Genomic DNA, 16,715 nt, shown 5'->3' on the forward strand with positions numbered 1-16,715 from the left:
GATGCGCCTCCCGGAGCTGCACGCGACCACGTCGGGCGAGTCCGGTCCTCGGGTCGCCTTCTGCCACGGGCTCTTCGGGCAGGGGCGCAACTGGACCCAGGTCGCCAAGGGCCTGTCGGACATCAGCCGGCCGACGCTCCTCGACATGCCCGACCACGGCCGCTCGCCGTGGACCGATGAGTTCACCTACACCGGTGCCGCCCGGATGGTGGGGGAGACCCTGCGCTCCATCGACGCGGACGGGCCGTGGATCGTCGTCGGCCACTCCATGGGCGGCAAGATCGCGATGCTGCTGGCCCTCCTCGAGCCCGAGCTCGTCGACCGTCTCGCCGTCGTCGACATCTCGCCCGCGGCGACGAGCAGCTTCACCGAGTTCGAGACCTACATCGCCGGCATGCAGGCCATGGACCTCGACGCCATCGCGACCCGTGCGGATGCCGACGAGGCGCTCGCACCGGCCGCACCGGACCCCGGCGTGCGCGCCTTCCTCCTGCAGAACCTGCGCCGCGAGGGCAGCGGCTGGCGGTGGCAGCCCAACCTCGAGGTCATCGGGCGGGACATCGCGACCATCGGCGGGTGGCCGGCCGACGAGATCGCCGGGCTGCCCCCCTTCGACGGGCCGGTGCTGTGGCTCTCCGGTGAGCGCTCGCAGTACGTCACCGACGACAACCTGGCGGAGATGCGTCGGCTCTTCCCGCGGATGCGGCACGTGATGGTCAAGGGCGCCGGGCACTGGGTGCACTCCGAGCAGCCCGAGGTGACGATCGAGTCCCTGCGGGCACTGGTGCTCAGCGGACGCTGACCCACCGGTGTGGTGGACTGGCCGGACCCGACGAAAGGTCCTCCCATGTCCCGCATCGTCCTCATCGGTGGCCACGGCAAGGTCGCCCTCCTGCTCGCCCCGATCCTCGTCGAGCAGGGCCACGAGGTCACTTCCGTCGTCCGCAACCCCGATCACGCCGCCGACGTCGAGGCGACCGGCGCCACCGCCCGGGTCGCCGACGTCGAGCAGCTCGACGTCCCAGGGCTGGCCGAGGTGCTCGAGGGTCACGACGCGGTCGTCTGGTCCGCCGGGGCCGGCGGCGGCGACCCGGAGCGCACCTACGCCGTCGACCGCGACGCCGCCATCCGCTCGATCGATGCGGCCGGCTCCGCGGGGGTCCGCCGCTACGTGATGGTCAGCTACGCCGGCGCCGGACCGGACCACGGCGTCGCCCCGGACAACCCCTTCTTCGCCTACGCCGAGGCCAAGGCGGCGGCCGATGAGCACCTGCGCGGCACCGACCTCGACTGGACCGTCCTCGGCCCGAGCGGTCTCACCCTCGAGCCGGCGAGCGGCTCGATCGACGTCGGGGAGGGCGGTGGCAAGGTGTCGCGCGGCAACGTCGCCCGGGTGGTGGCCGCGACCCTCGCCGACAGCGGCACGGTGCGCCGGACCATCGAGTTCCACGACGGGGCCACGCCGATCGCCGAGGCACTGCGCTGACGCGCGCGCTCGGGGGATAGCCTCGGCGGCATGGCTGATGTGCTGCGCGTCACGGGCGAGGTCCTCATCTCGGCGACCGAGAGCGTCCCCGAGCTGTGGGTGATCGACGGCAAGATCTCCTTCACCGCACCGACGTCCGGTGACGTCGAGACCGTCAGCGGGTACGTCCTGCCGGGGTTCGTCGATGCGCACTGCCACGTGGGGCTCGACGCCCACGGGGCCGTCGACGACGCGACGAGCGAGGCCCAGGCGGTGACCGACCGCGACGCCGGCACGCTGCTCATCCGCGATGCCGGGTCCCCGGCCGACACCCGGTGGATCGACGAGCGCGACGACCTGCCCAAGATCATCCGCGCCGGTCGCCACATCGCGCGGACCAAGCGCTACATCCGCAACTTCGCCCACGAGGTCGAGCCGGAGCAGCTCGTCTCCCGGGTGCGGGCTGAGGCCCGCGCCGGCGACGGCTGGGTCAAGCTCGTCGGGGACTGGATCGAGCGCGGCGTCGGGGACCTCGCCCCCTGCTGGCCACGCGAGGTGCTCGTGGAGGCGATCGCCGCCGCGCACGAGGAGGGGGCCCGGGTCACGGCGCACTGCTTCGGCGAGGAGTCGCTCGCCGACTTCGCGGCCGCCGGGACCGACTGCATCGAGCACGCGACCGGCCTCGTCCCCGAGACGATCTCGGCCTTCGCCGAGCAGGGCATCGCCATCGTGCCCACGCTCGTCAACATCGAGACCTTCCCCAAGATCGCGGCACCCGCCGCGGAGAAGTTCCCCGACTACCACCGCCACATGCTGCAGCTGCACGAGCGGCGCTTCGAGACGATCGCCGCGGCCCGGGACGCGGGCATCGACATCTACGTGGGCACGGACGCGGGCGGCTCGTTGCCGCACGGGCTCGTCGCCCAGGAGATGGAGCTGTTGACGCGCGCCGGCTTCTCGACGACCGAGGCGCTCGCCGCCGGCACCTGGGCCTCCCGCGAGTGGCTCGGCCGCCCCGCCATCACCGAAGGGGAGGACGCCGACCTCGTCGTCCTCGCCGAGGACCCGCGCGAGGACGTGCGGGCCTGCGGCACACCGGAGCACGTGATCCTGCGAGGCGCGCGGGTCGGCGGTCGCTGACGTCTGGCCGACCTGTGGCGGGACCCGTTCGACGACATCTTCCGTCCTGTGGCGATCATCCACGGTGCCCTCTGCGCACCGGCGGGGGCCCGCGTGGTCCCGGGGCTCGCGATGGTCCTCCTCGTCGCGGTCAGGCTCTGGTACGTCGTCACGCTGCGTCGGCACCATGCCCGGCTCACGGCCGTGCTCGCCGGGGCAACGCGGAGCTCGTGAGCGGCCGCGTGCAGGGCCGGACCGTCCCGGCCCGGGTCGTGCAGACGCTGCCCGACCGCTCCGGCACTCGCGTCGGCGCGGTCGGGCACCCCCATGTCGGTCCTGGGCGCCGGGTGCTCGCCACCGTGCTCGACCCGTCTGCTGCGCCGGGGGACGCCCCTGCCGCTCGTCCTGCACCCGACGCGTCCCGGTGTCGCCGCGCTCGACGCCCGCGTCTCCCCGGCCTCGGTGGCTGCCGGGGACGCCAACCCCGGGTGGCTCGGGCCGCTCCCGACGAATTCCTCGGTGACCGGCGGCTGGGGAGTCAAGCTGGCCGCCGTCGTGGCCTCGCTCGTGCTCTTCGGTGCACTCTCGGTGCTCGTCACCGTCGCCACGGGAGCGAGCCGGCGGAGCGCGATGTCTCCGCGTCGACGGGGTCGGCGGGTTCCCCTTCGTCCCATGATTATCGGGTCACCCGATAAACCCCCGCTTCGCATGAGTTTCAAACTCTTGCGAACCCGAGGATTCTCGGGTGACCCGATAATCATGAGGCTGGTGTGACTCAGGCCGGCTCGCCCACCAGCTCGCGCTCCTCCTGAGGCGTGGCCTCGGCGGCGGACTCGGCGCGGTGGGCGCGCAGGCTGTAGGCGACGGCGGCGATCCAGGCCGCCCAGACGAGGCCGTAGACGACCCACGTGGTGGGACCGTCGAGGGCGAGGCCGTCCTTGCCCATGATCGTGCGGGCGTTGGTCAGGACGATGATCCCGCCGACGAGCGAGCCGAGGATGCGCGGCGGGATGGTGCGCACGAGCCAGGCGGCGATGGGCGCGGCGATGGCGCCACCGATGAAGAGCATGGCGACCCACGAGAACCTGATCCCCTGCGAGCCGAGCGCGGCGAGGAACCCGAGGCTGGCGGCGACGGAGACGAGGAACTCGCTGGTGTCGATCGAGCCGATGACCTTGCGCGGCTCCAGGCGTCCGCTCGCGAGGATCGCGGGCGTGCCGACCGGGCCCCAGCCGCCGCCGCCGGTCGCGTCGACGAATCCGCCGAAGAGGCCCAGCGGGGCGAGGAAGCGCTTGCGCAACCGGGTGCCGAGGCGGTCCTTGCGTAGCCCCTTGAAGGTGAAGCGCAGCAGGACGTAGAGGCCCAGCGCGAGCAGGATGCCGGACATGACGGGCTTGGCCGTCGAGGTGTCGAGGCTCGAGAGGAAGGTCGCCCCCGCAAAGGCGCCGAAGGCCCCGGGCACGCCGATCTTGAGCACGACCGGCCAGTCGACGTTGCCGAAGCGCCAGTGCGAGGCACCCGAGACGAGCGTCGTGCCGATCTCGGCGAGGTGGACCGTGGCGGACGCGGCGACCGGGTTGGTGCCGATGGCCAGCAGGAGCGTGGTGGTCGTGACGCCGTAGGCCATGCCGAGCGAGCCGTCGACGAGCTGGGCGAGCAGGCCGACGATGGCCAGGAGGACGAGCTTGCGCATACGGAGGACTCTTTCCGTGAGGAGTGTGCGGCGCTCCGTGGCGATCGGTTGATCTCCCACGAGACAAGCAGGAGTTTCACCCAACGTCTGCTTATCGGTCAAGTAACGCGGAGTTATGTCTCAGGGAGTGGTCGAGGTCGGATGCCACCCGCCCGCGATACTGGCGGCATGGACATCTCCGCCCGGTCGGACTACGCGGTCCGCGCGATGCTCACCCTCGCTGCCAACGGCGAAGGGGGGACCCCGGTCTCGGTCGTGCGGCTCGCCGCGGAGCAGGAGCTGCCCCGCAAGTTCCTCGAGGCGATCCTCGCGGACCTGCGTCGCGCCGAGCTCGTCGTGAGCCGGATGGGCGCCAACGGGGGCTACCTCCTCGCCCGGCCCGCGTCGCAGATCTCGGTCGGCGCGGTCATCCGGGCGGTCGACGGCCCGCTGGCCGAGGTGCGCGGGGAGCGCCCCCAGACGACGAGCTACGACGGCGCCGCGACCCACCTGCGCACGGTGTGGGTGGCGGTCCGCTCCAGCGTCCGCTCCGTCCTCGACGGCACGAGCCTGGCCGACGTGCTGAGCGGGGACTTCCCCGCGGCCGTGCAGGACGCGGTCGCCGCGCCCGGCGCCTGGGAGAACCGCTGACCGACGACGAAGGGGAGGTCGCAGCGATCGCTGCGACCTCCCCTTCGTCGGGCCGTCCTCAGAGGGCGCCCTTGCGCCACGGGCCGGTGATGGCGAAGGTGATGCCCGGGCTCTGCGCGTTGGCGAAGAGCCAGTTGCCGTTCTTCGGCTCGAAGGTCGAGCCGCACCACTCCGACCCCGTGTAGCTGCCGGCGCGCACCGTGCTGCCCGCCAGGCCGTTGCTCGGCAGGACCACGGTGTTCTGGGCGAAGGGGAAGATCTCGCCCGTCGCGGTCAGGCCGTGGAGGTACTCGCTGCCGCTGCCGTCCTCGCACAGGACGATGCCGCCGCGGGGCGAGACGCAGATGTTGTCGGGGTTGTTGAGCGTCTGGGCGCTCGGGGAGGCGATGAGGACGGTGAGCGTCCCGGCCTTCGGGTCGTACTCGAAGACCTGGCCCTGCTTGGCCGGGCCGCCGCTCGTGGAGACGATGTAGGCGCGGTCGTTGCCCCACCAGGCCCCCTCGAGCCGGGCGAACTGGGCGCCGCCCTTGGCGATGCCCTGGCGCACGGTGCTCGTCTCGCCCGGACCCGGGTCGGGCTGGTCGATGGTGACCCACGACAGGTCGCTGTAGGTGACGCCCGTGCCGTCGCCGTACGTCTGGTACGTCGCGGACCCGATGGCGAGCATCTGCAGCTGTCCGCCGTCGGCGAGCCGGCCCGGGGTCGTCGGGACGAAGCGGTAGAGGCCGGACGGGGTCGCGTCCTCGGTGAGGTAGACGATGCCGGTCGAGGGGTCGACGCAGGTCGCCTCGTGCGAGAACCGGCCCATCTCCTTGATCGGCGCGGCGTCGCTCATGCCCTTCGCCGGCACCTCGAAGACGTAGCCGTGGCGCGTGCCGTCGGCGGCGATGTGCGTGGTCTCCTCGCAGGAGAGCCAGGTGCCCCAGGGGGTCGGGCCGCCCGCGCAGTTGCGCACGGTGCCGGCGAGGGAGGCGTAGGACTCGACGAGCTCACCGGCGTCAGGGTCGAAGACGAGGGTGGTCGTGCCACCTGCGCCCTCGAGGGCGTCGTAGGCGGGGGTGGCGTAGGCGCTGCCCGTGCCGTTCTCGTGGTTGCGGACGAGGCGCACGAGGTCACCGTCGCGGAAGGCGGCCATGCCGTCGTGCATCGCCGGGGTGGGGCGGCCGTCGGACATCATCGAGCCGGTCCACCCGAAGGTGAGGTACTCGAAGCCCCTGGGCAGCGAGATGAGCTCGAGGCCGGTGGTCTGGTCCTTGGTCGGACGCAGCGGGCCGTAGTCGGGGCCGAAGGGCTGTCGGGCCATCGGGGCCGCACCGGCGGTGCGCGCGCCGAGGGCGCCGAGCGGGCCGAGGGCGGCGAGGGCGGCCGCGCCCTGGATGATCGTGCGACGCTGGACGAAGGGGGACTGCTCGGTGCTCACGAAGATGTTCTCCTTGATCAGGGGCTCGGTCGCCGGACGAGGGCCGGGACGTGAGCCAGCCAACGGCCGGTGGGCGACGTGACGGTGACCGGGAGAGCAACTGGCGGGTGCCGCAGGGTGACGCTTCGGGGCCGGTTTTGGCCGGGCGCTGCCCCGCGTGGAAGAATCCCCCTTCGTACCCGTCCGCGCCGGGGATCCCTCCTGCGCGCCGGATGCCTACACCCCGAGCCCGATACCCCGTGCGAACCGCGCACGGTCTCGCCGTGCTCACGAAACGAAGGGACCACACACGTGGCCGTCAAGATCCGTCTGAAGCGCATGGGCAAGATCCGCGCTCCGTTCTACCGCGTCGTCGTCATGGACTCGCGCGCCAAGCGCGATGGCCGGGCCATCGAGGAGATCGGCAAGTACCACCCCACCGAGGAGCCCTCGGTCATCGACATCGACAGCGAGCGCGCCCAGTACTGGCTCTCCCAGGGCGCCCAGCCCACCGAGGCCGTCGCCGCGCTGCTCAAGGTCACCGGTGACTGGCAGAAGTACAAGGGCGAGCCCGGTGCCGAGGGCACGCTGAAGGTCAAGGAGCCCAAGACCTCCAAGAAGGACCTCTACGAGGCCGCCCTCGCCAACTCCGACAAGGACGCCTCCGAGCACGAGGCCATCACGGCGAAGAAGAAGGCCGACAAGGAGGCCGCCGACAAGAAGGCTGCCGCCGAGGCCAAGGCCGCCGAGGAGGCCGCTGCCGAGGCTCCCGCCGAGGAGGCCCCGGCCGAGGCCGAGACCACCGAGGCCTGAGATGCTCGACGAGGCGCTCGAGCACCTGGTCACCGGCATCGTCGACCACAAGGACGACGTCGTCGTCCGGAGCAAGAACCTGCGTCGCGGGCAGATCCTCGAGGTGCGCGTGCACCCCGACGACCTCGGCCGCGTCATCGGTCGCTCCGGCCGGACCGCCTCCGCGCTCCGCACCGTCCTCACCGCTCTCTCGGGCGGGGAGAACGTGCGGATCGACATCGTCGACACCGACCGCGAGCGCTGATCCAGCGCGGGCCGTCAGCACGCGCGCATGGCCGTCACCCCCACCGGGGTGGCGGCCATTCGCCATGTCGGGGCGCGAAATCGTAGGTTGTCCCGCATGACTGACACCGACGGCCACGTCGTCGCTCGCATCGGCAAGCCCCACGCGCTGCGTGGCGAGGTGACCGTGCAGCTGCACACCGACGACCCGGAGTCACGGCTCGTGCCGGGTACCGTCTTCGACACCCGCGCCGAGCCCGGGTCGGGCGTGCCGCGCCGGCTGACCCTGGCAACGACCCGCGTCCACCGCGGGATCTGGCTCCTCGGGTTCGAGGAGGTCCAGGACCGCACCGGCGCGGAGTCCCTGCGCGGCACGCGCCTGGTCCTCGCGGCGGAGGCCTTCGAGGACGAGGACGACGACGAGGGCTGGTACGAGGCGGACCTCGTCGGCCTCACCGCCCGGACCCCGGACGGCGAGGTCGTCGGCGAGGTCGTCGCCCTGGAGCTCGGCGCCGCCCAGGACCGGCTCGTGCTGCGGCGACCGGACGGCACGCGGGCTCTCGTCCCCTTCGTCGAGGCGATCGTGCCGGAGGTCGACCCCGAGGCCGGCCGGCTCGTCGTCGACGCGCCTCCCGGCCTGCTCGACCTCGACTCGTCGGGGGAGTGAGCCGTGCGCATCGACGCCGTCTCGATCTTCCCGGAGTACCTCGCCGCGCTCGACATCTCGCTCATCGGCAAGGCCCGGCGGGACGGGATCATCGACCTGCGCGTGCACGACCTGCGCGACTTCGCGCACGACCGGCACCGCACGGTCGACGACACCCCGTACGGCGGGGGTGCGGGCATGGTGATGAAGCCCCAGCCCTGGAGCGAGGCGCTCACCCACGTGCTCGACTCGGCGGACGAGGGCACCGGCGCGGCACCGGTCCTCGTCGTCCCGGGCCCGGGCGGCGAGCGGTTCACCCAGGGGACGGCGCGCGAGCTCGCCCGGGCGCCGTGGATCGCCTTCGCCTGCGGCCGCTACGAGGGCATCGACGAGCGCGTCTACGAGTGGGCCGCCGAGCGCATGCCGGTGCGGGTCGTCTCGCTCGGCGACTACGTCCTCAACGGCGGCGAGGTGGCCGTCCTCGCGATGGTCGAGGCGATCGGCCGGCTGCTGCCGGGCGTCGTCGGCAACGCCGAGTCGCTCGTCGAGGAGTCGCACGAAGGGGGTCTGCTCGAGTACCCGATCTACACCAAGCCGTCGGTGTGGGACGGGGGTGACGGCGTCGCACGGGCCGTGCCCGAGGTGCTCCTCGGGGGCAACCACGGGGCGATCGCGCGGTGGCGGCACGAGCAGCGGCTCGAGCGGACGGCAGCGCGCCGACCGGACCTGCTCCACGTCGCGGCGACCACCGAGGAGCTCGCCGGGCTCGAGCACTCCGTCGCCACCCGCGCCGACGCGCCGGAGCTCACCGTGCTGCAGAAGGCCTGCTGGATCGAGATGGTGACCCCGCCGGAGCTCTGGCGGGGTGCGCCCGCGGAGGACGCAGCGACCGTGGCCGAGGGCCTCCGGCACTGGACGACCCACCTCTTCCGCGCGGGGGACCGGCTCGTGGGCTCGGTGCGCGTGCGACGCGACCCGCGGGATCCCACGACCTGGCAGATCGGCCGGCTCATGGTCGTCCCCGACCTGCAGGGCAGGGGACTCGGGCGGGCCCTGCTCGCGCACGCCGAGGCCCTCGCCCCGACCGACACGAGCACCCTGTGGCTCGACGCCGGCGCGGACCAGCCGCGCCTGCTGCGGTTCTGCACCAAGGCCGGCTACCGGGTCGTCGGCCCGGGGGAGGAGCCCGGCACCGTCGAGCTGCGTCGGCCGCGCCGTCGCTGAGGGCGCCCCGCCCCACGATTTCTGGTCACCCGCTCACCTCTGGCAGAATCGGACATCGCGCTCATGGACACCGCCCCTGCCACAGGGGGAGTGCCCGGGACGAGGCCTTGGCCCCGACCCGACGGCACGCGGCGGTGGGTGCGACTCCTCATACATCACTGACGAGGGCGGACGGCCTGTGGCGTCCGCAGGAAAGCGACAGCGCCATGCAGCGTTTCGACGAGATCGACAAGGCGTCCCTGCGGGACGACATCCCCGAGTTCCGGGCCGGTGACACCCTCAAGGTGCACGTGAAGGTCATCGAGGGCAGCCGCTCCCGTGTCCAGGTCTTCCAGGGCGTCGTGATCCGTCGTCACGGCGGCGGCATCGGTGAGACCTTCACCGTCCGCAAGGTCTCCTTCGGTGTCGGCGTGGAGCGGACCTTCCCGATCCACACCCCGGTCATCGAGAAGATCGAGGTCGCCACCCGCGGTGACGTCCGCCGCGCCAAGCTCTACTACCTGCGCAACCTCCGCGGCAAGGCCGCTCGCATCCGCGAGCGTCGCGACACCCCCGCGAGCTGATCTGCCGCAGATCGCGACCCGCGCGGGTCGTAGGCTGACCCCGATGTCGACCGATCCCGCCCCGGACGCAGCTGCGTCGACCCCCGCCGGTGACCCGGCGGGGGTCGATGTGCGTCCGGCCCGGCGGCTGATGCTCGAGATCGCGGTCGCGGTCCTGCTCGTCATGCTGGTGCGGGCCTTCGTCATGCAGTCCTTCCACGTCCCGAGCTCCTCGATGGAGCCGACGATCGCCCCCGGCGACCGGGTCGTGGTCACCAAGATCGGTGCCTCGCGCGTCGAGCGCGGCGACGTCATCGTCTTCGACGGCACGGACACCTTCGCGGCCGCCGACCGCACCCCCTTCGTCTCCGACGGGTTCGTCGGGCGCACGCTCTCCGCGGTCGCCTCCACCCTCTCGATCGACCTGGGCGAGCAGGACTTCCTCAAGCGCGTCGCCGGGGTCGGCGGCGACCGGGTCGCGTGCACCCCGGAGCGGGGGCTCGTGGTCAACGGCGAGGTCGTGCCCGAGCCGTACCTGGCGCCGGGGACGAGGGCGTGCGGGACCCCCTTCGACGTCGAGGTCCCCCCGGGTCGGCTCTTCGTGCTCGGCGACAACCGGGGCGACTCGGTCGACTCGCGCAGCCACCTCGGCGACCCCGGCGGTGGCATGGTGCCGGTCGACGACGTCGTCGGGCACGTCGCCTGGCGCTACTGGCCGATGGACCGCATCGGCGGCACCGGGTCCTGAGCGACCCGACCCCGACATGGCCGGGGTGCTTGGCGCCGATGGGTCGCCCGAGCAGCGATACTGGAGAGCGATGTCGCCCGAGCGGTGTGGGCGCGGAGTAGAGATGAGACCTGTGGCACACGATCCTGACTCGGCCCATGCGGAGGCCGAGGACGCCGAGCGCGAGAGCGCCCGCACCGACCGCGAACGTCGCGGTGCCGGCGCCCGACTCGGGGCCGCGGTCCGTGAGGTCGTGGTGGTCCTGGCGATGGCCCTGGCCCTGTCCTTCGTCGTCAAGACCTTCTTCGTGCAGGCCTTCTTCATCCCGAGCCAGTCGATGGAGGACACCCTGCTCGTCGGCGACCGGATCGTCGTCTCCAAGCTCACGCCCGGGCCCTTCGAGATCAAGCGCGGTGACATCGTCGTCTTCGAGGACCCGGGTGACTGGCTGAGCCCCACGCCCGAGGCCAACCGCGGGGCAGTGCTCAACGGCCTGCGCGACGCCCTGATGTTCGTCGGGCTGCTGCCCGACACCTCCGAGGGCCACCTCATCAAGCGCGTCATCGGCATGCCGGGCGACCACGTCCAGTGCTGCGACGCCGAGGGGCGCCTCCTCGTCAACGGCGAGCCGATCGAGGAGGCGACGTACCTCAAGCAGGGCGCCGAGCCGAGCCAGCAGGAGTTCGACATCACCGTCCCGAGCGGTCGCCTGTGGGTCATGGGCGACAACCGCGGCGACTCCTCCGACTCCCGCTTCCACGACCCCAGCGGCGACGGGCGGACCGGGTCGGTGCCCGAGGACCTCGTCGTCGGCAAGGCGGTGGTCACCGTGTGGCCCTTCGACCGGATGGGTGGGCTGTCCGGTCACCACGACGTCTTCTCCCAGGTCCCTGAGGCGGGGAGCAACCGCTCGCTCGGCCCGCCGCCGGGCGAGCCGCACACGTCGTGACCGCACCCGGCCGCGCACCCCGGTCCGGGCGGCCCAGCCTGCGCGTCGAGCGTGAGCTGCAGCGCGCGGGTCACCGCGTGCTCGCGGGCATGGACGAGGTCGGTCGCGGTGCGCTCGCGGGCCCGGTGAGCGTCGGCGTCGTCGTCATCGACGAGACCTGCCGCAGCGCCCCCGCCGGCGTGCGCGACTCCAAGCTGCTGACCCCTGCGGCGCGGGGCGCGATGGTCCCCCGGCTGCAGCGGTGGGCGCTGGCGCACGCGGTGGGCCACGCCTTGCCGGCCGAGATCGACCAGGTCGGGATCATCGCGGCCCTGCGCCTGGCCGGACGCCGCGCCCTGGCGCAGCTGCCCGTCGTGCCCGACCTCGTCCTGCTCGACGGCAACCACGACTGGCTGACCGACCCCGAGGAGGTCGGGCTGCTCGCCGAGATCGCCGGTGGGGCGTCGACGCCGCCGGTGCGCACGATGATCAAGGCCGACCTGCGGTGCAGCTCGGTCGCGGCCGCGAGCGTGCTCGCCAAGGTCGAGCGGGACGCCCGCATGGTCGAGCTGGACCGCGAGCACCCGCAGTACGGGTGGGCCGACAACAAGGGGTACTCCGCGTCGGCGCACCTCGACGCGCTGACGGCCCACGGGGCCTGCGTGCAGCACCGCCGCTCGTGGGCGCTGCCGGGGGTGGGCGTCATCGCGCCCCGCCTCGTGGGAGATGATGATGGGGCCTGCGGCGACGACGCGCTCGTGGCCGGCACGACGAGCGGAGGGAGGCCCCGGTGAGCTCGGAGGACCTGGAGAAGTACGAGACCGAGATGGAGCTCGCGCTCTACCGCGAGTACCGCGACGTGGTGCACCTCTTCAGCCACGTCGTCGAGACCGAGCGTCGCTTCTACCTCGCCAACAGCGTCGACGTGAAGGTCCGCGGCGAGGGGGCCGAGGTCTACTTCGAGGTGACGATGCAGGACGCGTGGGTGTGGGACATCTACCGTCCGGCGCGCTTCGCCAAGCAGGTGCGTGTCGTGACCTTCAAGGACGTCAACGTCGAGGAGCTGGCCAAGTCGGAGCTGGCGATGCCGCAGGACGGCTTCTAGCCGTATCCGCAGACCCCTCTCGCCCCGCGCGTCGATCCACAGGTCGGTGAGGACCGCGGCGAAGGGGGACCACCCACCGTTGACTGGCGGTGGAGGTGGTCGTCATGACCCAGCAGAGACCCGCACGTGTGCGCGTGGGAGCAGCGGGCGAGGAGTTCGCAGAGGAGTACCTGACCGGCCGGGGGATGCAGGTCCTGGACCGCAACTGGCGCTGTCGCGAGGGGGAGATCGACCTCGTCCTGCGCGACGGCGACGTGATCGTCGTGTGCGAGGTGAAGACCCGCCGCACGACCACCTACGGGTACCCGGTCGAGGCGATCACCCGGGCCAAGCTGGGACGCCTGCGCCGGCTCGCCGGGCGGTGGCTCGCCGAGCACGAGGTCGACCACCACGGGGTCCGCCTGGACGTCGTGGGGCTGCTCGGAGAGCAGGGTCGCTACGAGGTGCAGCACATCCCGGGGGTCGGGCGATGAGCATCGCCGTGACGCGCGGCGTGGCGCTGCGCGGGGTCACCGGGCACCTCGTCGAGATCGAGTGCCATGCCGGGCAGGGGCTGCCGACCTTCGACGTGGGCGGCCTGCCCGACCGGGCGCTGCGCCAGGCGCCGCAGCGGGTGCGCTCTGCGGCCATCTCCGCCGGCGTCTCGCTCAACACGGCCCACCTGTCGGTGAACCTCTCCCCGGCATCGATCCCCAAGCACGGCACCGGGTTCGACCTCGGCATCGCCGTCGTCGCGCTCGCCGCCTGCGGCGAGCTGCCGGCAGCGAGCGCTCGGCCGGTCGTGCACCTGGCCGAGCTCGGGCTCGACGGTCGCCTGCGGCACGTCGCCGGGGTCCTGCCCGCGGTGCTGGCCGCCCAGGCTGCCGGGTGCGAGCAGGTCGTCGTGGCACCCGAGGACGTCGCCGAGGCCCGGCTGGTCGAGGGCATGCGGGTCTCCACCGCCGCGACCCTCGAGGACCTCGTCATGGCCTACCGCCGGTTGCCCCGCGGAGGCGTCCTGCCGCTCGCGGAGGACCCGCCCGTCCCGGAGTCGACGGAGCGCGAGCGACCGATCGACCTCGCCGACGTGTCCGGGCAGCACGAGGCGCGCACCGCGCTGCTCCTCGCCGCGGCCGGTGGTCACCACCTCCTGCTCAACGGACCGCCCGGCTCGGGCAAGACGATGCTCGCCGAGCGGCTGGTGACGATCCTGCCGCCCCTCACCCGCGACCAGGCGCTCGAGACGCTCGCGATCAGGTCGCTCGTCGGGGCCGTGCCGAACTCGGGGATCGACCTCGTCCCGCCCTTCGTCGCCCCGCACCACTCGGCGAGCGTCGCCGCCCTCGTCGGTGGTGGGTCCGGGGCCGTCCTGCCGGGCGCGGTGTCCCAGGCGCACCACGGCGTCCTCTTCCTCGACGAGGCCGCCGAGTTCGGTGGGGCGGTCCTCCAAGCACTGCGCCAACCCCTGGAGTCCGGTGAGGTCGTCATCGCCCGCGCCCGGGAACGTGTCTCGTACCCGGCGCGCGTGCAGCTCGTGCTCGCCGCCAACCCCTGCCCCTGCGGGGAGGGGCACGGCAAGGGGCTCAGCTGCCGCTGCCGACCCACCGAGCGACGCGCCTATGCCGCACGCCTCAGCGGGCCGCTGCTCGACCGGGTCGACATCCAGGTGCAGGTGCCCAAGGTGAGCCTGGCCGACCTCAACGAGGCCGCGCCCGACACGAGCGCGGCCGTCGCCACCCGCGTCGTCGAGGCGCGCTCGGCGCAGGCACGCCGCTGGTCGACCCACGGGTGGGTGCTCAACAGCCAGGTGCCCGGACCGGTGCTGCGGCGGCGCCCCTTCCGCCTGTCGTCCCAGACGACCTCCACCCTGGACCGGGCTCTGGACCTGGGGCAGGTCACGCTCCGCGGCTACGACCGCGTCCTGCGGCTGGCGTGGACCTCGGCCGACCTCAACGGCCGGACCACACCGAGCCGCGTCGACGTCGGGCTGGCGCTGATGTACCGCACGCAGGGCGCGGTGGCGGCATGAGCCGGACGGGAGGCAGCGCCCCGACGCGGGCGGAGACGGCTCGAGCCCACGCCCAGGTCGGCACGGACGAGCGGCGTGCGCGCATCGCCTGGTCACGGGTGCTGGAGAGCCGGCGGGAGCGGCCGAGCGACTCGCGACCGGCGCTCTTCGACGACATCTGGTCGCTGGGCCACGTCGAGGCGTGGCACCGGCTCGTCGACGGTGACCTGCCCCGCTGCGCCAGCGCCCGGGTGCACGTCGCCGGTGTCGACGTCGACGCCGAGCTCGACCGGGTGGCGAGGACCCGGTCCCGGGTGGTCGTCCCCGGGGACGCGGACTGGCCAGCGGCCCTGTCCGACACCGACATCCAGCCGCACCTGCTGCACGTGCGGGGCGGGGGCTGCCTCGCCGACCTCACCCGCAGGGCCGTGGCCGTCGTCGGGTCGCGTGCCAGCACCGGCTACGGCGAGGCGGTCTCGCGCGAGCTGGGGGCCGGCCTCGCCGGTCGTGGCTGGACGGTCGTGTCGGGGGCGGCGTTCGGCATCGACGCCGCCTCCCACCAGGGATCGCTCGCGGTTGACGGTCCGTGCGTCGCCGTGCTCCCGTGCGGGCCCGAGCGGGTCTACCCCGAGGGCAACCGCCGGCTCGTCGAGGCGGTCGCCGAGGGCGGCGCGGTCGTCACCGAGCTGGCGACGGGGACCGTGGCCATGCGACACCGCTTCCTCGCTCGCAACCGGATCATCGCGGCGCTGTCCTCGGTGACCGTCGTCGTCGAGGCGGGGCTGCGGTCGGGCTCGCTCAACACCGCCAACTGGGCGCAGCACCTCGGGCGACAGGTCGGGGCGGTGCCCGGCCCCGTCACGCAGATGTCCTCGGCGGGGTGCCACGAGTCGATCCGCAAGGGCCAGGCCGGGATCGTCACCGACACCGATGACGTCCTCGCCCTGGCCCGCCCCATCGGCGAGGGGCTCGACGAGGAGGAGGTCGAGCTGCTCGGCCCGGCCCGCGCGCTCGACGTCCTGACGTCGACGCAGCGCCGGGTCCACGACCTGCTCCAGGTGCGCCGGGCCACCCGGGCCGACGAGATCGCGACCGAGCTCGTGGTGCCCCTCGAGGAGGTCTTCGCCGACCTCGCGGCCATGGAGCTCGACGCGTGGGCCGTCCAGGACGGCGTCGGCGGCTGGCGGCGCGGCCCCGGACCCGAGCGCGGGGGGTGAGGGCGCGGGCTGCCGCAGCCTCCGCGCCGGCGCCGCCCCGTCGTGGCACCGTGGGGGAGTGAGCCCGACACCGACACCCCAGCCGACCCCCTCGTGGGTGGCCGACGCGGTCGAGGCCTTCGTCGCGCACCTCGAGCGCGAGCGCGACCGGTCGGGGCACACCGTGCGGGCCTACGCCGGCGACGTGCGGGGCTGCCTGGCCTGGTGCGCCGCCGACGGGGCGGGCGCACCGGCCGACGTCACGCTGGCCCAGCTGCGGGCCTGGCTCGGCACCCTCGCGGCCGAGGGGGCCGCCCGGTCGACGCTGTCGCGGCGCTCGGCGGCCGTCCGCACCTTCTTCGCCTGGGCCCGGCGCACCGGTCGCGTCGACGTCGACCCGGCGCTGCGACTCGCCTCGCCGAAGCGGCAGCGCACCCTGCCCGACGTGCTCAGCCGGGAGAGCGCCACCGCGGTCCTCGACATCGCCGCGGTGGCCGCGGACGACGACGACCCGATCCATCTGCGCAACCGAGCCGTGCTGGAGCTGCTGTACGCGACCGGCATCCGGGTCAGCGAGCTCACGGGCCTCGACGTCGACGACGCCGACCGGGACCGGCGCGTCGTCCGCGTGCTCGGCAAGGGCCGCAAGGAGCGGGTCGTGCCCTTCGGGCTCCCCGCCGACGAGGCGCTGGGCGAGTGGCTCGTGCGCGGCCGTCCCCGGGTGGCGACGGCCGCGTCCGGGCCGGCGCTCTTCCTCGGCCGCCGGGGTCGCCGGGTCGACCCCCGGCAGGTGCGCGAGGTCGTCCACGCGCTGCTCGCGCACGTGCCCGACGCCCCCGACGTGGGCCCGCACGGCCTGCGCCACTCCGCGGCCACCCACCTCCTCGAGGGCGGCGCCGACCTGCGGATGGTGCAGGAGCTGCTCGGCCACTCGTCCCTGGCGACGACGCAGATCTACACCCACGTCTCCCTCGACCGGCTGCGGCGCAGCTACGAGCAGGCCCACCCGCGCGCCTGAG

At 73.3% G+C, this 16,715-nt stretch carries 20 protein-coding genes; 18 read left to right on the forward strand and 2 right to left on the reverse strand.

Translation table 11 applies throughout. The annotated features are described in order from the left end of the window. Position 1: 1 nt before the first annotated feature. The 4 genes from ABC138_RS00720 to ABC138_RS00735 are packed head-to-tail and all read left to right on the forward strand — an operon-like array spanning position 2 to position 2,818. Entirely contained in the window at positions 2–802 is an 801-nt protein-coding gene (locus tag ABC138_RS00720; protein ID WP_345912584.1) for an alpha/beta fold hydrolase, read from the forward strand. A 45-nt stretch (positions 803–847) separates the two neighbouring features. After that, the gene (locus ABC138_RS00725) at positions 848–1,486 is read left to right on the forward strand and encodes an SDR family oxidoreductase (protein ID WP_068422390.1); all 639 of its coding nucleotides are present in this window, start codon (positions 848–850) and stop codon (positions 1,484–1,486) included. Positions 1,487–1,516: 30 nt separating this feature from the next. Further along, positions 1,517–2,605: an amidohydrolase family protein gene (locus tag ABC138_RS00730; protein ID WP_338538406.1), complete on the forward strand. Its 1,089-nt coding sequence runs from the start codon at positions 1,517–1,519 to the stop codon at positions 2,603–2,605. A 48-nt stretch (positions 2,606–2,653) separates the two neighbouring features. After that, a complete protein-coding gene (locus tag ABC138_RS00735; protein WP_345912449.1) occupies positions 2,654–2,818 on the forward strand; it encodes a hypothetical protein in 165 nt (54 codons plus the stop codon). A 541-nt stretch (positions 2,819–3,359) separates the two neighbouring features. Here the strand turns inward: ABC138_RS00735 and ABC138_RS00740 are convergent. Next, positions 3,360–4,277 (reverse strand): sulfite exporter TauE/SafE family protein, encoded by a 918-nt coding sequence (locus ABC138_RS00740; RefSeq protein ID WP_338538405.1) that lies wholly within the window; start codon positions 4,275–4,277, stop codon positions 3,360–3,362. A 168-nt stretch (positions 4,278–4,445) separates the two neighbouring features. Here ABC138_RS00740 and ABC138_RS00745 point away from each other — a divergent pair, with 168 nt between their 5' ends. After that, positions 4,446–4,907 (forward strand): Rrf2 family transcriptional regulator, encoded by a 462-nt coding sequence (locus tag ABC138_RS00745; protein WP_068325159.1) that lies wholly within the window; start codon positions 4,446–4,448, stop codon positions 4,905–4,907. 58 nt (positions 4,908–4,965) lie between these two features. Here ABC138_RS00745 and ABC138_RS00750 read toward each other — a convergent pair whose 3' ends face one another. Next, positions 4,966–6,327, reverse strand: a complete 1,362-nt coding sequence (locus tag ABC138_RS00750; protein WP_345912450.1) for an alkaline phosphatase PhoX — start codon at positions 6,325–6,327, stop codon at positions 4,966–4,968. A gap of 291 nt (positions 6,328–6,618) precedes the next feature. Between ABC138_RS00750 and rpsP the strand changes: the two genes are divergently transcribed. The 13 genes from rpsP (at position 6,619) to ABC138_RS00815 (ending at position 16,714) form a co-directional block, all read left to right on the forward strand. Further along, positions 6,619–7,119: a 30S ribosomal protein S16 gene (gene rpsP, locus ABC138_RS00755; protein WP_068422375.1), complete on the forward strand. Its 501-nt coding sequence runs from the start codon at positions 6,619–6,621 to the stop codon at positions 7,117–7,119. A gap of 1 nt (position 7,120) precedes the next feature. Further along, entirely contained in the window at positions 7,121–7,363 is a 243-nt protein-coding gene (locus ABC138_RS00760) for an RNA-binding protein (RefSeq protein WP_068325156.1), read from the forward strand. Positions 7,364–7,459: 96 nt separating this feature from the next. Then, positions 7,460–8,008: a ribosome maturation factor RimM gene (rimM, locus tag ABC138_RS00765; RefSeq protein WP_068422371.1), complete on the forward strand. Its 549-nt coding sequence runs from the start codon at positions 7,460–7,462 to the stop codon at positions 8,006–8,008. A gap of 3 nt (positions 8,009–8,011) precedes the next feature. Then, positions 8,012–9,211 (forward strand): tRNA (guanosine(37)-N1)-methyltransferase TrmD, encoded by a 1,200-nt coding sequence (trmD, locus tag ABC138_RS00770; RefSeq protein ID WP_345912451.1) that lies wholly within the window; start codon positions 8,012–8,014, stop codon positions 9,209–9,211. A 206-nt stretch (positions 9,212–9,417) separates the two neighbouring features. Beyond that, positions 9,418–9,774, forward strand: a complete 357-nt coding sequence (rplS, locus tag ABC138_RS00775) for a 50S ribosomal protein L19 (protein WP_068325153.1) — start codon at positions 9,418–9,420, stop codon at positions 9,772–9,774. Positions 9,775–9,817: 43 nt separating this feature from the next. Next, a complete protein-coding gene (gene lepB / locus ABC138_RS00780) occupies positions 9,818–10,501 on the forward strand; it encodes a signal peptidase I (protein ID WP_082807549.1) in 684 nt (227 codons plus the stop codon). A 103-nt stretch (positions 10,502–10,604) separates the two neighbouring features. Then, complete coding sequence (lepB, locus tag ABC138_RS00785; protein WP_169701920.1) at positions 10,605–11,429, forward strand: signal peptidase I; 825 nt, start codon at positions 10,605–10,607, stop codon at positions 11,427–11,429. Between the two features lie 89 nt (positions 11,430–11,518). Continuing rightward, a complete protein-coding gene (locus ABC138_RS00790; RefSeq protein ID WP_068325505.1) occupies positions 11,519–12,202 on the forward strand; it encodes a ribonuclease HII in 684 nt (227 codons plus the stop codon). After that, a complete protein-coding gene (locus ABC138_RS00795) occupies positions 12,199–12,513 on the forward strand; it encodes a DUF2469 domain-containing protein (protein ID WP_068325151.1) in 315 nt (104 codons plus the stop codon). Before ABC138_RS00790 ends, ABC138_RS00795 begins: the two co-directional genes overlap by 4 nt. Positions 12,514–12,617: 104 nt before the next feature. Next, a complete protein-coding gene (locus tag ABC138_RS00800; protein ID WP_068325503.1) occupies positions 12,618–12,986 on the forward strand; it encodes a YraN family protein in 369 nt (122 codons plus the stop codon). Further along, positions 12,983–14,521: a YifB family Mg chelatase-like AAA ATPase gene (locus ABC138_RS00805; protein ID WP_345912452.1), complete on the forward strand. Its 1,539-nt coding sequence runs from the start codon at positions 12,983–12,985 to the stop codon at positions 14,519–14,521. The genes ABC138_RS00800 and ABC138_RS00805 overlap by 4 nt, the downstream gene beginning before the upstream one ends. Further along, on the forward strand, positions 14,518–15,717 hold the full coding sequence (gene dprA, locus ABC138_RS00810) for a DNA-processing protein DprA (protein ID WP_068422368.1): 1,200 nt from the start codon (positions 14,518–14,520) through the stop codon (positions 15,715–15,717). The genes ABC138_RS00805 and dprA overlap by 4 nt, the downstream gene beginning before the upstream one ends. A 58-nt stretch (positions 15,718–15,775) precedes the next feature. Further along, entirely contained in the window at positions 15,776–16,714 is a 939-nt protein-coding gene (locus ABC138_RS00815; protein WP_082807547.1) for a tyrosine recombinase XerC, read from the forward strand. Position 16,715 lies beyond the last annotated feature (1 nt).

It is taken from the genome of Janibacter sp. LM (assembly GCF_039631275.1).
In the GTDB taxonomy this organism is placed as follows: Bacteria; Actinomycetota; Actinomycetes; order Actinomycetales; family Dermatophilaceae; genus Janibacter; species Janibacter terrae.

Coding starts and splice junctions, on each gene's coding strand:
- ABC138_RS00720 (WP_345912584.1), top strand. CDS start 2: ATGCGCCTCCCGGAGCTGCACGCGACCACGTCGGGCGAGTCCGGTCCT.
- ABC138_RS00725 (WP_068422390.1), top strand. CDS start 848: ATGTCCCGCATCGTCCTCATCGGTGGCCACGGCAAGGTCGCCCTCCTG.
- rimM (WP_068422371.1), top strand. CDS start 7,460: ATGACTGACACCGACGGCCACGTCGTCGCTCGCATCGGCAAGCCCCAC.
- ABC138_RS00800 (WP_068325503.1), top strand. CDS start 12,618: ATGACCCAGCAGAGACCCGCACGTGTGCGCGTGGGAGCAGCGGGCGAG.
- ABC138_RS00760 (WP_068325156.1), top strand. CDS start 7,121: ATGCTCGACGAGGCGCTCGAGCACCTGGTCACCGGCATCGTCGACCAC.
- ABC138_RS00730 (WP_338538406.1), top strand. CDS start 1,517: ATGGCTGATGTGCTGCGCGTCACGGGCGAGGTCCTCATCTCGGCGACC.
- ABC138_RS00740 (WP_338538405.1), bottom strand. CDS start 4,277: ATGCGCAAGCTCGTCCTCCTGGCCATCGTCGGCCTGCTCGCCCAGCTC.
- ABC138_RS00805 (WP_345912452.1), top strand. CDS start 12,983: ATGAGCATCGCCGTGACGCGCGGCGTGGCGCTGCGCGGGGTCACCGGG.
- dprA (WP_068422368.1), top strand. CDS start 14,518: ATGAGCCGGACGGGAGGCAGCGCCCCGACGCGGGCGGAGACGGCTCGA.
- rplS (WP_068325153.1), top strand. CDS start 9,418: ATGCAGCGTTTCGACGAGATCGACAAGGCGTCCCTGCGGGACGACATC.
- ABC138_RS00790 (WP_068325505.1), top strand. CDS start 11,519: ATGGACGAGGTCGGTCGCGGTGCGCTCGCGGGCCCGGTGAGCGTCGGC.
- lepB (WP_082807549.1), top strand. CDS start 9,818: ATGTCGACCGATCCCGCCCCGGACGCAGCTGCGTCGACCCCCGCCGGT.
- lepB (WP_169701920.1), top strand. CDS start 10,605: ATGAGACCTGTGGCACACGATCCTGACTCGGCCCATGCGGAGGCCGAG.
- ABC138_RS00745 (WP_068325159.1), top strand. CDS start 4,446: ATGGACATCTCCGCCCGGTCGGACTACGCGGTCCGCGCGATGCTCACC.